Consider the following 16,104-nt stretch of genomic DNA (forward strand, 5'->3'; position numbering starts at 1 on the left):
TACGATAGAGATATTTTTATTGATTTATATTTTCCTTATTTCCCCTTAAACCCTCGATACAAAGCAGTACGTAATTCTTGTTTGTATTCTTCAATTTCTGGCATATCAAGTTCTTCTGCTAGTCTGATAGCTAATTCAATATCATACGGTACTCGTACGAGTTGAATAGAAAAGCTTGCTGCTTCTTTTTCATTGTAAGTTCCTTCAAATATTAAATAGGAAGCTTGCGTTATTTCAAGTGGATTGCCTACACTACCTGCATTACATAACGTTTTCCCTCTGAAATTTTGAACAACTGCTTGGTGAACGTCACCGTAACAAACGACATCTGGTTTTCTTTCCCCTTCTATATTCTCTGTGAGATCACTATTTTCGAACATACTAACACGCTCTTCTCTTGAAGCGTGTGGCTGAATTCTTTCATATAAACTTCTTGGTGAAGCGTGGAACATACGAATGAGTTTGCCGCTCATAAAAAATTCGATTGAAAATGGTAAACTTCTTAAATAATCATTTTGTTCTTCCGTTAATTGTTTTTGATGCCATTTTAACGCTTCAAATTCAGTCGGTTTTGTAATAAAATCATCCCAGTTTCCCATTACGACTACTTCACATTCTTTACGAATGATTTCAATCACTTCACTAGAATGAGGTCCTTTTCCGACTAAATCTCCAAGACAAATGATGCGCTTGATTCCTCTCAATTTAATATCTTGTAGTACAGATTCTAGAGCCGGAATATTACCATGTATATCTGAAATTACTGCTATTTTTTCCATATAAATTCCTCCGTTATTTATTAAATTCACTTGAATGGTACCATTTTGGAATATAGGATGAAAAATGATTATGATCTTCTAAAATTCCGTTCAATCTTTCCTTCATATCATCTACTAAATGCGGTGTGCTTCGGTTTGTCCATACGATATCAGCTGGGAATGTCATTGCTGCATATAATGTGTACAATTTCCAAAAATGAAGCGATGGTTCTCCCTCGCAATAACCGTGAACTTGTCCAACCGCAAATGGTTTGCTTATCCTTGTAGTAAAAATCGCTACGTTATAAAAATCGTGTATTGGATCGCCAAAATCATATCCACCAAAATCAATAACGATAAATTCCTTATTATGAATCATACTATTTGCTGGATGGAAGTCATCGTGTAAAAATGTGATTGGACGATTTTTTAATAAGTCTTTATGATTTTCTACAAAGGTTAATACTGACTTCAAATCTAGAAAATTCACTTCGTAATCTGCTAATGCCTCTATGTATCTTTCGTATTTATTCCATCTAGATGTTTCCCATTTACTACTTGCGCTTTCTTTTTCTATCGAATGAATCCCCTTTAATATTTCTCCTGCTTTCCTTCCTGCATGATACTGTTCTTCCACCGATAGCTTCCCTAAGCCTTCTTCACCATTTACACCTTGAGCCCATTCAAATACTTGAACACATTTATTTAATTCCTCAAGTTTTATGAAATAAATTAACTTGGGCGTTGGAATATGTAATAACTCTAATTGTTTCATATACGTATATTCTTCTTGTTTACGTTCAAAATGAACAGCATCACATACTTTTACAAAATATGTTACTCCGTTTTCTAATTCAATTTTATATTTCTCTTCATGTGAAAAACCTTTTGAAATAGCTGTACACTTTACAATACGAGGCCATTCTAATTTTTTCTCTATCTCTTTAAGCATTTCCTTCACAACGTTCACCTCTATTAATATATGTACAAACTACCTAACACTTCATACTCTCGTTTATTTTTCCCTTTAAACTCGACTGCAAATGGATATTCACCATGATTCTTCAAACGTTCTAGCACTAATCCTTCTCCAATTGGTTCACAAAACTGTACATGAATGTCACCAAATGATACACTTTGACACTCCGCATTCCATTCTTCATTTTTTACGACTGAACTTACAGTTAGCCCCATTACTTCTTCCCATTTCCGCACTGTTTCTCGAACGTCTTTCACTGCGTAATGAATTGTATCAAGTTGTTTTACTTTGTTTTTATGTTCCGTGATTGTTCCTATATTACGTAAATCGTTTCTTCTTTCTTCATCCGTTTCATTCCACTGTATAAAGAAAGGTAATTTCGGTCCGTTCTCTTCTTGCTTAACAAATAACATTTTCCATTCTAAAAGTCGGCCATCTTTTCTCATGCGTTTCCCTTCAAATGGCCCTATCGTATGTAAACCGTACTTATTAAAGTTAACTGCTAGCTCCTCAATTGCATCTGTTCGGATTGCGATTTGTAGCATTCCTTCTCCATTTTGTAGTTTCACCACTGTTTCTTGTACTAATGGATTTTCTGCTTCTTTCGCTTTTTCTTCATGTTGAACTGCCAGAAATTCTATATATGATAAGTCAAAATAGCTTAAACTATTCCAAGTACCCCAAGTAGTATGCTCTCCGCCTAATACAGTATGAAATCCAAGTTCCAGCATTTGTTTTGCCGCTTCCTTCGGTGTACCATGAACTGCGTGAACGAGATGATCAAATCGTAACATGTCTTTCTCCCCTTTCTCTCCATCCTTTTATTGTATATTTTATTTTTCTTTCATTCAATTCAAAAACTTTAAAACCTAGTTGATTTATACGATTAATATGTATTATAATGAAACAAATTTAATTATTGCTGATTGGAAAAACCAAAGGCACTTTTCTCATACGGGAAAAGTGTCTTTTTCATTTATTATTACAGGGGGATTATTTATGCAGAAATTAATTGTCTTTGCTATTATTGGATTTTTCGCTCAATTGATCGATGGAGCACTTGGAATGGCGTATGGGGTAACGTCTACTTCACTATTATTAATGTTTGGTATTGCACCGGCTGTAGCTTCCGCATCGGTTCATTTAGCTGAAGTCGTTACAACTGCCGCTTCTGGCGCATCTCACATCAAATTTGGAAACGTTGATAAATATACAGTTTCCAGGCTTACATTACCTGGGGCAATCGGCGCATTTGTTGGGGCATGTTTTTTAAGTAATTTACCTGGCGATGTAATTAAACCGTACATTTCCATATTTTTATTTACTTTAGGGGTTTATATTTTATTACGATTCCTCATTCAAAAACAAATTGTCACTTCAAATAAGCGTATGTCTGCAAAACAACTGGTGCCGCTTGGTTTATTTGCTGGATTCGTTGATTCAACTGGTGGCGGTGGTTGGGGACCGATTACTACACCCGTTCTTCTAGCAAGAGGAAATGAAGCTAGAAAAGTTATTGGATCTGTAGATACGAGTGAATTTCCTGTTTCACTTGCTGCAACAATTGGCTTCTTCATCTCACTTGGCTGGGAACAAGTAAGCTGGGTTTGGGTATTTTCGTTAATGCTTGGTGGTATCGTTGCGGCACCAATCGCTGCATGGCTAGTACGCATCGTTCCTTCTCATTTACTTGGCGTATTAGTTGGTGGCCTCATTATCTTTACAAATATTCGTACACTGCTTACTACATTTAAAGTGGATCCAACTATTATTTCGCTTTCTTACGTGGCAGTTGGTCTTGTCGTTATTATTTCTATTTTCATTGCGGTACGTAATCATTCCAAGCGTTCTAACGCATCGACAGCCGGATACCCGAATGATCAAAAACAAATGCTACCATAACGATAAAAATACCGCCCAATATACTTCGAGCGGTATTTTTTATTTTTCTATTTTCCAATTAATTATCGTTTCTGTAGTGCCAATTTTCTTCATATGTAATATCTCTAATACACGAATCGAACTACTATTTTCAGGGAGTGTCTCTGCAATAATCGTTTCTACCTCTCCTGTTTGAAAAGCCCAATTTAATAATTCTCTTACAGCTTCTGTCGCATACCCTTTATTCCAATATTTCTCAATAAATCCGTAACCAATTTCTACTGTATGTTCCTCATTTGGTTTCCCTTTAAATCCTATATCACCTAGAACGATGTCATCTTCTTTTCGAATGACATACCACGCTCCCCAAGGTAATAAAGCCTCATCTTGTTTTACAGTTTCTACATGCCCTACAATATGTGGACCACTATTATATCCTTGCTCGCTAGCAACGTGCACCCTTTCTTCTGTACACGGTACTATATAGAGTCTTTCTGTTTCTAATTTCATATTGATTTCCCCTTTTCAATTAAACAACACTTTAATTTTATCAGAAATAAAAAGAATATTCATTCTATTTATCGGATTTATACTTATTCTTTGAAACGAATTTAAAGAATAATTCTCTTTTGATAGTTATGTCGAATTATATTTTCTGAATTTTCTTTTAATTTTAAAGGGTTTTTCAATATTTTTTGCGAAACATTTGTATAACAATTTTTTCTTTGCTTATTGCTACATAATAGTAGGTTCGGGTGGAGTTGTGCAAGCGTTTCCTATACAATAACCGATATTTTTTGACTTTTCCTAACAAAATATCTTGCAATATATTCAGAAAGTCATTACAATTGCCATATATTAAAAATCTTAGTAATATATCAAATCCTCATCAATCCGATGAGGTAGAGGTTGCAACTTTTAAGAGTAGAACGGCCGAGACACAGAGAATGTCACCGACTCCGTTTAAAAGGAAAAGTTGCCGAAGTTTCTATTTCTTCTCTGGAAATATGAGCTGGGGCTGTCTCCGAAAGGAACAGAACTGTCACGTTTACAAAATTACCGTGTAAACGTGGGGTGCTATCTTAACGGAAGGGTATGATGGGGTGGTTATTTGTGAAACGTTCCGCCAAATTCCTTTGGCGGTTTTTTGTATTTTTCTCCCCCGCTCCTTCCTATCTTACAAGAAAAGGAGTGTTGAACATGAATAGCGCAACGAATCAAACTACCTCTGAAACAGAAACTACAAAAGGAAAAGGTGAACTAAAACGTAGTTTAAAATCAAGACACCTTACGATGATTTCTCTCGGTGGTACAATTGGTACCGGACTATTTCTTGCCAGTGGTAGTGTCATCCATTCAGCTGGACCTGGTGGTGCATTAGTTGCATACGCCGCAATTGGAATTATGGTTTACTTTTTAATGACGAGCTTAGCTGAACTCGCTGCTTACATGCCTGTTACTGGATCTTTTAGCACCTACGCAACAAAATTTGTTGATCCATCACTTGGCTTTGCACTTGGATGGAACTATTGGTATAACTGGGCAATTACGATTGCTGCTGAACTAGCGGCTGTAACATTAATTATGAAATTTTGGTTCCCAGATACCCCTTCTCTTATTTGGAGTGGATTATGTTTAGCTATTATTTTCCTTTTAAACTATTTATCTGTTAAAGGGTTTGGTGAATCTGAATATTGGTTCGCACTTATTAAAGTAGTTACTATTATTATCTTTTTAATTGTCGGCTTCATGATGATATTTGGAATTATGGGCGGCGAATCTGTTGGCTTTAAAAACTTCACTGTTGCAGATGCACCATTTAATGGCGGCATTATGGCAATTATCGGTGTATTTATGGCTGCTGGTTTCTCCTTCCAAGGAACTGAATTATTAGGAGTAGCCGCTGGTGAAACTGCTGATCCAGAGCGTAACATTCCAAAAGCAATTCGTTCTATATTTTGGCGTATTCTTTTATTCTATATCCTTGCGATTCTCGTTATCGGTTTATTAATTCCTTATACAACTGAAAGCCTTGCCGCAAGCGATGTAACAGTAAGTCCATTTACACTTATTTTTGAAAAAGCGGGCGTTGCCTTTGCTGCTTCTGTTATGAATGCTGTTATTTTAACGGCCGTACTATCTGCTGGTAACTCTGGTATGTATGCTTCAACTCGTATGCTTTGGGATTTAGCACGCCAAGGAAAAGCACCAAAGTTTCTTGGTAAATTAGATAGCCGAGGTGTACCTGTTAACGCATTAATCGTAACATCGATTGTCGGTAGTATCGCTTTCATTGCTTCTTTATTCGGTGACGGTGTTGTATACATTTGGTTATTAAACGCATCTGGAATGTCTGGCTTTATCGCATGGGTCGGAATTGCAATTAGTCATTACCGTTTCCGTAAAGCATATATCGCACAAGGTAAAGATTTAAAAGACTTACCATATAGAGCGAAATGGTTCCCATTCGGTCCAATCTTCGCATTTGCACTTTGTGTCATCGTCATTTTAGGTCAAAACTACGGCGCATTTATGGGCGAAGCAATCGATTGGAACGGCGTACTCGTTTCTTATATCGGTTTACCACTCTTCTTAGTACTATGGTTAGGATATAAATTTACGAAGAAAACGAAAGTAATCCCTCTTGATAAATGTGAATTGAAATAAAGTGAAACGAGCAAACAAATTTGTTTGCTCGTTTTTTTATTTCGATGCTTCTCCCTTTCCTATTGCTCCTGTTTTTGCAATAATAAAGGAAATATACATAAAGGTTGGGATATCATGAACATTCGCATTACTGATGAAACAAAAGCAGCTATACATAGATTAGAGCGCGAAGACAAAAAGATCATTCGCATTAGAGGGACAATGACAAACTCTTGTAGTATTTTCGTTGATGTGGATTTAATTTGGGATACATATAATGCAGATGACGTTGTATATGAAGATGCTAATTTTATCGTACAAATGGATTCATTTACGAAAGACTACACTGGTGATACGGTGAAACTTGATTATAAGACGACTGGTTTTAGCATTACGACTCCAAGTGAGACTTTAGTTTATGGGTTGTCGATTAAAAAATAAAAATTTTTTCAACTGACAATTGGGGTGAAAAAATGGGTAAATATGTTCCGTTAAAATTTTTATTTAATGAAGAATTAGCCGAAAAAATGGCTGATTCTATTTGTAAACACGATCCTACTTTCTCTAAAAGCATCTTTGTAGATTCTGTAACATGTAAAGTTGAAAGTTTAGAATTAAAGCAACGTATTGAAGTAATGGCAGATGAATTACACAATGCTTTACAAAAAGATTTTAATGCAGCTATACATATATTACTGAAAACATTGGGACCAGAAAATACAACAGAAGTAGGCACATTTACAAACGGATATATGTACATGCCTATCGCAAAATACGTTGAAAAATATGGGCTTAACGATTTTGAATCCTCTTTCAACGCCATGTATGAAATAACAAAAAGAAATACTGCTGAATATGCCATTCGGCCTTTTCTTGAAACATACCATGAAGACACACTAGACATATTACAACAGTGGATTCATGACGAAAACAGCCACATTAGGAGATTAGTTTCCGAAGGTACAAGACCAAGACTTCCTTGGGCTAAAAAAATGGGAGCTCTGAAAGGTGACTTTAAGAATAATTTACAGCTTCTTGAACCATTAATGAATGATACTTCTAAATATGTCCAAAAATCTGTAGCCAATCATATTAACGATATTACGAAAGAAGATAAAGAACTCGTTTTTCAATGGTTACAGCAATTACGTGATAAACAACATCCTGTTAACCCTTGGATTATAAAACATGGGTTACGAACGGTTATTAAAAATGATACTTTACCACAAGATTTTTCTTTTTGAGTATTTTAAACAAAAACGCTATCCTTTCCTATGATTCTAGAAAAAGAATAGCGTTTTTTTACTCGTCCAGTACTTAGTAGGTATAACTTTTTATATTTCAAAAGACTTTTCTCTCTAAAAATATTTTTCATACAAATTTTCAGATTCTAAAAAATCTATAAATTTCTTATAATGTGTCACTGTTCTTTCTAAAGCAATCATTAAAACAAAAATAAAATAAATTGCTTGGATTCCATTCATATAATTAAAGAGTGATTCAAATATATATACAATACTTGCAATCATAGAACAAAACCATAAATAAAATTTCATTTTCAGCTTTTTAATTTTTTGCTTAGTTGTCTTACAATACTGGCCATGAACTCTTATAAACAAATAAATTGCTGTATGTAAAATAATAATTGAAAATTGGAAACTTCGATTGTCTTCCGAACTAAATTCAGAAAAATCTATTTCTAATGAATGTAATACTATCCAAATAGAAAATAAAGATAGCAGAAATACATATAAAAAACCAAATAATAATTCAAAAATAAATAGCCAAGGTTTATTTATTATTGAGTAAAATGGATTTAGATATTTTATGGTTAATAAAAATTTTCTCACTAAATCAGTAATAATAATTGATGTATTAGTTATATTCATATAGAAAAGTAATGTTATTGGAACTAATAACATTATAGTGATGCCCCAAACAGTAATCTTAATGCCTGACAAAAAGAAAACAGCTCCATAAATTATAACTGAAAAAATAAAAGTTGATACTGGAACAAACATTAAAAATATAAAAGTTCTTATTAAGATTAAATCTCCTAAAAAATCTTTTATTATGGAAACGTGTATTTTTTCCTCCTTGTATTTTTTCACAGTATCAACTATTTCTTTCTCAGATAAAAGAAAACACTTCAATCTATTAAACATAAAAAAACCCCTTTATATTAAAAAGATTAAAATATATACCAAACTGTTATTAAAATTTCATAAAAATAATTGTAAATTTTGTATAAGCATTTTTTTCACTTTCAACTGTAATTAAGGCGTGATGTGCCTCTATAATAGCTTTGACAAGTGCCAATCCAATTCCGGTCGAGCCGTGCTTTTTAGAACTACTTGATTTATAGAATCGTTCAAAAATATGAGGTAATTCTTCAGCTGAAATTCCCTCTCCAAAGTCTTGGATTACTAGTTCTGTATAGATTGGAGAATTTTTGGCCTGAATCATTATTTTACCACCGGGTTTAGAATGTTCGATTGCATTCTTCAACAGGTTTAACAAGGCTTCCTGCATCCATAATTTGTCGTGAATAACGACTATTTCTCTTGGTGCATTCCAATCAATCAAAATATTTTTATCACTTATCATGCTTTGCAAGCGATTTAGTACTTCCTCAGTCGTATCTACTAAATTCCCTGGCTCTTTATCAAACGAAATCGCTTTTGCATCAATTTTTGCTACTTTTAACAAATTCTGAATTAAGACATTCATTCTAGAAATCTGAGTATCATTATTTTGTAGTAATTGAGCTTGTTGCTCTCGGGATAGTTTCTCATTTAACAACATTTCATTATAGATAGAAATAGTTGAAAGCGGCGTTTTTAACTGATGAGATATATCCTGCAACATTTCTCCTAAAAACCGCTTCTCTTCAAGCAAATCATGCATATTTTTTCTAATGATATCCCTCATTGAACGAAATGAAATCGCCAGTTTCGCGAAATCCCCTTCTTTATTTTCATTGATGACAACCGAGTAATCTCCCTCGATTATCTTTTTTGCAGCTCTAGTAAGCTGGCTAATCTTATTGAAAATATTTTTTTGTTGCATGTAGTTTGCAACAAAAAGTAAAAATCCAAAAGCAATCAATCCCCACATCATAAATTGATTGTGATTAATAATTAGATTATTTAAGTGAGGAAAAAATTTTGATTCCAAGTCTTCATATAATCCATACTGCTTTAGGATCTCTGTCCCTTTTTCCTGATATTCACTTAAGTGAGACGAATGACTTGATAAGACTTTCATAATTTCCGCTTCATTTTCTGGATTCTGCTCTACCAACCTAGCTGTAATTTCACCCCATGTTGCAATAGAGTCTCTTTTCAAATGATCATAAAATAATTGTTGAATAATAAATTGGTAAATCACAAATATAGATAAAAGGACGGCCAGTATCGTCATATAGCTTTTTAACTCGGTATTTTTCATTATCTTGCTCACCCAATCACATCCTTGCTCCAACGATAACCATATCCTCTTTCGGTAACGATAAACTGTGGTTTTTGAGGATTGTCTTCAACTTTAGCTCTTAAACGCTTTATGTATACAGATAACGTGTTTTCATCAAAAAAAACATTATCTCCTTCTGTTATTTGTTGTAGGAGTTCATCTCTTTTTAATGCTTTGTGAGAATTCTTCATGAAATTCAATAGCAGTTTGTATTCTAAATTCGTCAATGTAATACTTTCACAATTTTTATAAACCTTGACTAGGTTCGTATCGATTCTTATATTCTCAGATTTTAAAATTTGAGATGGTGTTTCTAGCGACGCTTGTTTACGCAATTGTACTTTCACTCTGGCCATGAGTTCCCTAACCCGAAAAGGTTTGGTTATATAATCATCACCGCCTATATCCAGCCCCATTACCACATTTGCTTCTTCATCTAGTGCAGTTAAGAAAATAATAATCGAATTCTCATTTTGCTTTTTAAAATACAAACATAAGTCATAACCATTACCATCTGGTAGGCCGATATCAAGGATGGACAAATCAAATGTATTGTGAACAAACTGGTGTTTAGCTTCTTTTACACTGGACGCTCTAATCACCTCATAACCTTCATTCCTCAATGAAAATTCGATGGCTAGCCCAAGAGCTTCATCATCTTCAACTAGTAATATTTTTTTATTCAAGTATGTCCTCTCCTTTTTCTTCCCCTAGCTTATTCTCCAATCAGAATAGCCTGACTATAATCTAGCCAGGCCTATAATATTACTCTTCTCTGATAGTATCAATGATATTATCTTGTTGAATTTTTTTCAATGGATTTAAGACTGATAAATAACTAATTATTAAAGCTAAAACAAACGTAATAATACAAGCTTCATAGGGAATCGTCCATGCCATTTTCAACATATCAGATATAGCTAAATATATAATATAAGACAATATACAACCAAAAAAGATTCCTTGTAAACTTCCAGAAAAACCGTAAATCAGAGCTTCATAGGTAATCATTTTTTTCAAATCCTTTTGTGACATACCAATGGATTTCAACGCGGCCAGTTCTTTTCGTCTAGTCATAATGCTTATAGTTATAGTATTAAAAATATTAACACTACTAATTAAAGAAATGACTGTAATAAAACCATATGCAAGCACTTGTAAAGTAAGTTTTTCTTCTTTTTTTGTTTTATTTTCTTGATAATTATTTACGATTGTAATGGCATGATTTTTTCCAATCGTATTTTTTATTTCCAAAACTGTCGCGGTAGATTGAGTTACATCCTTTAATTTAGTTTCAATTTTATTGCCCTTCTTTTCGTATGCATCAGATATATTTCCAAGTGATTTTAACTGATTCAAAACTTGTGTAATTTCAGCTAAATGATCTGGATTCTTATCTTCTATCTTAATTGTAATATCCGATTTAACAGATAATTCATTGAAAGACTTAGATGCAAATGCAACATTCATTAAATAAGAGAAAGTAATAAATAACACACTACTTATAATAATTGATAAGATTGTAATGGTATAGCGATTTTTATTTCGCTTCACATTTTTCATAGCCATGCTCAAAGGAAAAGATAAAGGTTTTTTCAACATGGAATTCTTTTTCTTTTTGATTTGTTCCTTTTTAATTGACAACCTGCTGCTGATTGCTAATAATGGGGAGATTTTGCCTGCAAAATAAGCTGGGTACAAACTTGACGCTATTATAGAAAGGAAGGTAATAATCGAACTGATTAATAAAATCTTCCAATCAACATGGAATATCGAGACCTCTTTACTATTTTCCATTAAAAGTGAAAAAATAAACTGAAGAGAGGCAAGCCCTATTAGGCTGCATATAATTCCAATGGGTATAGCGATAGCAGCCAGAAAAGTAGCTTCTCTCAGCACAATTTGTCTAATTTGCTTTCGTGTTGCACCAATGCTTCTCAACAAACCAAACTGCCTCGTTCGTTCCACGACACTGATTTGAAAAGCGTTGTAAATCACAACAACTGTCGCTATCACAACAATGCTGATTGTAATAATTAGCGTAGCCATAATCGAATCATTATAACCTAGTTTCTCTAATTGAATTAATTCATTACTTATTTCAATATTATTTTGTCCGGCAATGGTCTTAATTCCCTCTAAAACCTCATTAAAATTTGCTTTTGAGTTAATTCCAACTAATATTTTTCCTTCTCCAGCGCTAAACTCGCGCTTATAAGTTAGTACCCGTCCCACTTTATTTTCCTGTGTATATGCACTATCACTTAGAAAACCAACCAGTTTGTATTTTTTTTCATTCAATTCAAATGAATCACCTATTTGGATATTTTCTTTTATAAAAGGTAATACCCAGGGATCCACAGCAGCTTCTCGATCATTAGACGGCACTCTCCCCTTAATAATACTGTATTTTAAAAACTCCAAGGCGTTATCATCAGCAAAATTCATTTGTACAGCAGCCTCTCCGACTTGAACTGTTTCTCCCTGTGACATTAAACCAAATGATTCAATTTGCGGGTTATATTTAATTTTCTTTAATGTCAATTCATCGTAATTAAATACAACAGCATGAAAAGAATACCCTTGATTCTTTTTCGTATTCTCGATTTGAGAAATCTGAGTGCCGTTCATAAATAGGCCGATTGTAGAAATTAAAGATACAGAGAGTATAATTCCGATCAAAGTGAAAATTGTTCGTTTCATATTCCCCTTTAAGTATCTCCTGCTTAATTGTTTATAATGACCAATCAAAATTAATTTCCTCCCGTCTTAGACTTATTCGTGGATAGCCACTGATCGGAAACGATTTGGCCATCTTCAATTGTAATAATACGGTCAGAAGTTGATGCAATATTTAAATCGTGGGTAATCAATACAATAGTTTGATTATATTTCTTTGCTGTCAATCTTAATAAATCCATGACTTCTTTTGTATTTTGAGTATCCAGATTTCCTGTAGGCTCATCAGCTAAAATCAAATGTGGGCGATTTATAAGTGCTCTCCCAATCGAAACCCGTTGTTGCTGACCTCCTGATAATTCAGATGGTAAATGATTTTTTCTTTCATGAAGTCCCAGAATTTCAATAATTTCGTCCATATAAGGATTATCTACAGGTTCATTATCCAGTAAAGTAGGTAAAGCTATATTCTCCTGCACGTTCAATACAGGAATTAAATTGAAGAACTGAAATATAAAACCAACTTTTCTTCTTCTAAATATCGAAAGTTCATTATCTGTATAATCATAAATATTATTCTCTCCAATAAACACGCTTCCTGAGCTTGGGCAGTCCAACCCTCCTAAAATATGCAGTAATGTACTTTTACCTGATCCAGAAGCTCCTACGATTGAGACAAATTCCCCTTGCTGTATAGAAAGATTTATGCCCTTCAAAGCATCTACCCTACTATTTCCTTCACCATAACTTTTGACTACATTCTCTATTCTTACGATTTCCATTTATATCACCTTCTTATCATTTTAAGTTAGTCTTGTACCTCTACAAAGTTTATTTTATGCTGATTATTCGATGAGACCTTATCAATCTCTTGTAAAACTTTATCTACTTCTTGTTTGTTTTTATAATCAAAATCACGTTTTTTAAATTGAATTAATTTCATTATTGACTCTGATTCAGAAATTGCATTATAGTCTTGGTCTTTTAGAATAACAAGGTCCATTGGGGCATACCCAATCCAAATTTGCTGTTTCACATACTGGGCAGATACCGTCTTACCGTTCAAATTCAACTGGTTATTTTCAAAATTATCAACCATAGAATCCTTAGCCGCAAAAGAAAATAATAGATTCTGATCACTAGATACTTTATTTTTATCTTTCACCATCTCAGAAATAGTAGTCGTTGAATTTGGATCTTTTCTAGCTCTTAGAAGTCCCTTATTAAATAATTTTACAGCGGTCGAACTATTAATAACCGTATATTCTGTAGTATTGATTTCAAATTCTTCATTTGTATCATTTTGTTTCTTATCTTCTTCTGATAATGGGATCCTTTTTGTTGTTGTGACATACTTTACTTTATAGTCTATCGATTGTTTAGTATCATCTTTAAATTCTTGTTTGACTTTTTCTACATCAGCTGCAGTACCACTAACTAGAATCCCATCGACTGGTTGTCCTGGACCTTGTACAAAACGTTTTACTCCTAGTCCTATTCCTATAAAAATAGCAATAACTACCGCATAACTTATAATTCTTTTCATTAGAATACTCCTTTAATAAATGGTTTATATCTGAATTATAGATGAGATTTTTTCATAAGTTAATGACTCCTATCTAACTATGTCAGAAGACTCCCTCCTTAATTTGTTTGATGGTTGGGTAGCGCTAGGAAATAGATGGGAGATACTGTCGAAAAAAGATAAAAATGACTCGATTATTTTTCGTGGATTTTATGCAAACTTTTATGTAAAATGTTTATATATAACCAAACAAAATCAAAATTCATCTAGTAACTTACACAAATCCCAAATGAAAGTGATGAATATTATGAATACCAATAACAACATGAATCAGTACAGAAAACATACTTTCATAATTGAACTACTAAAAAATTGAATAGAAAACATTATGAATCCTTGAAAAAGTCACAACCCTATAAAAAACAAGATTGTAACAAAAAATAACCTGAAAAGAGGGAGAAAATTATGGAACAAAGGAAATATTCAGTAACACCTCAAGATCGAATGAATTATATACTAGGTCTTTATTCCGCAAACCAACAAATTAATGCCGTTCTTTATTTTCCTATAGGTATATCAAAAAAGGTACTTGAACAATCAGTAAGAATAACGTTACAATTACAGCCCGTTTTAAACAGCCGTTTTGTAGAAAGTGATATGCCTTACTGGGAGGAACATTCATCTAATTCTAACTCACCAATTTGTTTTTTTGCAGAAGGAAATGATCAAAATCTTGAAATGATGGCAATAGATTTTATAAAGAAATCTGGAGATCCTATTCAGGGGCCTATGGTTCAGACAAAATTATTTCAAGGTACTTCAATAAATATGTTAGTTGTGAAATTATCTCATCTTTGTTCAGATGGCGCTGGAGTCAAGGCATATATTCATTTGCTGGGAGCAATTTATACTCAACTTTCTATGGGACAGTCTAAGGATGAAATTATAATGAGATATAATGCAGAAAATGAGGGTTTTCGCGATCAATCACCTGTTTTCAAATATACTGGAATAACAGACATAAAAAGTGCGTATCGTCCCAGCCAAGAACAACAAGCTGCGTTATGGGCTTTTCCATCTCAACCTAACAAAAATGCTCATCCAGAAATGGCCGTGCAACGGTTAAGCCGTGAGCAAACTCTACGTTTAATCCAGCGGACAAAGGCACAACAAGCTGCCTTAAATGATGCAATCCTGACTGCATACTTCCGCTCTTTATCACATTTCGCTGTGTATGCAGAACCTCGTACCGCAAAAAAAATGGTTGGTTTAACAATTGATTTACGCCGATATCTCCCTAATCATACAACTGGTTCAATTTGCAACTTATCCGGGATGGAAATGCCAGTGATTAAAATGGAAAATGATGATTCATTTAATCAAACTCTAGTTCGAGTCAAAGAATCAATGGATATAATAAAATCTCAAAATCCAGGTCTTTCTTCAGCCGCAGGAATGGAGTTACTGGCAAGTAAAAAGCTATCTGAAGTGAAGGAAATGTATAAACAGCAATACGAACGGGCTTTACAAATGGGCATGGCTTTACCGTTACTTACTAATTTCGGATCGATAGCAGATGAACCTATTAAGTTTGGTGAAGTTCAGGCTCAAGACGGGTATATGACATCACCTATTATGTATGCACCATTCTTTACAATGGGAGCAAGCTCTTATAATGGAAGACTTACATTTACGATTGGGTATCATTCGCCAGATACAACAAAAGAAAAGGTATCGCAATTTTTAGATAGCGTGGTCAATCAACTATCGTGTTTGTAAGAGGAGTATGCCCCATGCTCAACAAGCTAAATTTATATAATAATAATCTTATACATTATTATTCTCTTTTTTATAGAAACAGGTCGAATCACAGGCAATAACACAACCTATAATGATTAATGTTACAGATAATAACTTAAGGCCCGTCTTATATATAATCTAAATCTTTAAAGTAAACAAAGGATATTACTAACTATCCCTAGCATCAAACCCTTATACTTTTGTATAAACATCTTATTCCTCTTTTCGTACAAATAAATTATTCCATATATAACAATACTAAATTATAGAATGTTTTCAAAGAATTAAAACGTTTTTATATTCAGTTTATATGTCTACTTCTTTACTTATCCCATAGATAAGTAAATCCAAAGAGATACAACAAC

General features: G+C 33.5%; 15 protein-coding genes and 1 riboswitch. Of the genes, 5 read left to right on the forward strand and 10 right to left on the reverse strand.

The window, feature by feature from the left end; all coding sequences use genetic code 11:
* Positions 1-35: 35 nt before the first annotated feature.
* The 3 genes from KZZ19_RS14840 to KZZ19_RS14850 are packed head-to-tail and all read right to left on the reverse strand — an operon-like array spanning position 36 to position 2,531.
* Positions 36-779, reverse strand: coding sequence for a metallophosphoesterase family protein (locus KZZ19_RS14840; protein WP_237980064.1), 744 nt, complete (start codon positions 777-779; stop codon positions 36-38).
* 13 nt (positions 780-792) lie between these two features.
* Complete coding sequence (locus KZZ19_RS14845) at positions 793-1,719, reverse strand: aminoglycoside phosphotransferase family protein (RefSeq protein ID WP_237980063.1); 927 nt, start codon at positions 1,717-1,719, stop codon at positions 793-795.
* Positions 1,720-1,733: 14 nt separating this feature from the next.
* A complete protein-coding gene (locus KZZ19_RS14850) occupies positions 1,734-2,531 on the reverse strand; it encodes a VOC family protein (protein ID WP_237980062.1) in 798 nt (265 codons plus the stop codon).
* Between the two features lie 97 nt (positions 2,532-2,628).
* Between KZZ19_RS14850 and KZZ19_RS14855 the strand changes: the two genes are divergently transcribed.
* Positions 2,629-3,639 carry a sulfite exporter TauE/SafE family protein gene (locus tag KZZ19_RS14855; protein WP_237980061.1) on the forward strand — a complete coding sequence of 337 codons (1,011 nt, stop codon included), beginning with the start codon at positions 2,629-2,631 and terminating at the stop codon, positions 3,637-3,639.
* A 39-nt stretch (positions 3,640-3,678) separates the two neighbouring features.
* Here KZZ19_RS14855 and KZZ19_RS14860 read toward each other — a convergent pair whose 3' ends face one another.
* A complete protein-coding gene (locus KZZ19_RS14860) occupies positions 3,679-4,128 on the reverse strand; it encodes a GNAT family N-acetyltransferase (protein ID WP_237980060.1) in 450 nt (149 codons plus the stop codon).
* Between the two features lie 385 nt (positions 4,129-4,513).
* A riboswitch (Lysine riboswitch) is annotated at positions 4,514-4,706 on the forward strand.
* 112 nt (positions 4,707-4,818) lie between these two features.
* Here KZZ19_RS14860 and KZZ19_RS14865 point away from each other — a divergent pair.
* The 3 genes from KZZ19_RS14865 to KZZ19_RS14875 all read left to right on the forward strand — a co-directional run bounded on the left by KZZ19_RS14865 (position 4,819) and on the right by KZZ19_RS14875 (position 7,508).
* Complete coding sequence (locus tag KZZ19_RS14865; RefSeq protein WP_237980059.1) at positions 4,819-6,285, forward strand: amino acid permease; 1,467 nt, start codon at positions 4,819-4,821, stop codon at positions 6,283-6,285.
* Positions 6,286-6,399: 114 nt separating this feature from the next.
* Complete coding sequence (locus KZZ19_RS14870) at positions 6,400-6,705, forward strand: iron-sulfur cluster biosynthesis family protein (protein ID WP_237980058.1); 306 nt, start codon at positions 6,400-6,402, stop codon at positions 6,703-6,705.
* 32 nt (positions 6,706-6,737) lie between these two features.
* Positions 6,738-7,508, forward strand: a complete 771-nt coding sequence (locus tag KZZ19_RS14875; RefSeq protein ID WP_237980057.1) for a DNA alkylation repair protein — start codon at positions 6,738-6,740, stop codon at positions 7,506-7,508.
* A 114-nt stretch (positions 7,509-7,622) separates the two neighbouring features.
* Here KZZ19_RS14875 and KZZ19_RS14880 read toward each other — a convergent pair whose 3' ends face one another.
* From KZZ19_RS14880 to KZZ19_RS14905, 6 genes are all read right to left on the reverse strand, one after another.
* Positions 7,623-8,429, reverse strand: coding sequence for a hypothetical protein (locus tag KZZ19_RS14880; RefSeq protein WP_237980056.1), 807 nt, complete (start codon positions 8,427-8,429; stop codon positions 7,623-7,625).
* 49 nt (positions 8,430-8,478) lie between these two features.
* Positions 8,479-9,714, reverse strand: coding sequence for a HAMP domain-containing sensor histidine kinase (locus KZZ19_RS14885; RefSeq protein ID WP_237980488.1), 1,236 nt, complete (start codon positions 9,712-9,714; stop codon positions 8,479-8,481).
* An 8-nt stretch (positions 9,715-9,722) separates the two neighbouring features.
* A complete protein-coding gene (locus tag KZZ19_RS14890) occupies positions 9,723-10,421 on the reverse strand; it encodes a response regulator transcription factor (protein WP_088096857.1) in 699 nt (232 codons plus the stop codon).
* 79 nt (positions 10,422-10,500) lie between these two features.
* Positions 10,501-12,486 (reverse strand): ABC transporter permease, encoded by a 1,986-nt coding sequence (locus KZZ19_RS14895; RefSeq protein ID WP_237980055.1) that lies wholly within the window; start codon positions 12,484-12,486, stop codon positions 10,501-10,503.
* A gap of 2 nt (positions 12,487-12,488) precedes the next feature.
* The gene (locus KZZ19_RS14900) at positions 12,489-13,196 is read right to left on the reverse strand and encodes an ABC transporter ATP-binding protein (protein ID WP_237980054.1); all 708 of its coding nucleotides are present in this window, start codon (positions 13,194-13,196) and stop codon (positions 12,489-12,491) included.
* Between the two features lie 26 nt (positions 13,197-13,222).
* Positions 13,223-13,960, reverse strand: a complete 738-nt coding sequence (locus tag KZZ19_RS14905) for a lipoprotein BA_5634 family protein (protein WP_237980052.1) — start codon at positions 13,958-13,960, stop codon at positions 13,223-13,225.
* A 444-nt stretch (positions 13,961-14,404) separates the two neighbouring features.
* Here KZZ19_RS14905 and KZZ19_RS14910 point away from each other — a divergent pair, with 444 nt between their 5' ends.
* Complete coding sequence (locus KZZ19_RS14910) at positions 14,405-15,718, forward strand: condensation protein (RefSeq protein ID WP_237980050.1); 1,314 nt, start codon at positions 14,405-14,407, stop codon at positions 15,716-15,718.
* The last annotated feature ends 386 nt before the right edge of the window (positions 15,719-16,104 follow it).

It is taken from the genome of Bacillus thuringiensis, assembly GCF_022095615.2.
Lineage (GTDB): Bacteria > Bacillota > Bacilli > Bacillales > Bacillaceae_G > Bacillus_A > Bacillus_A cereus_AG.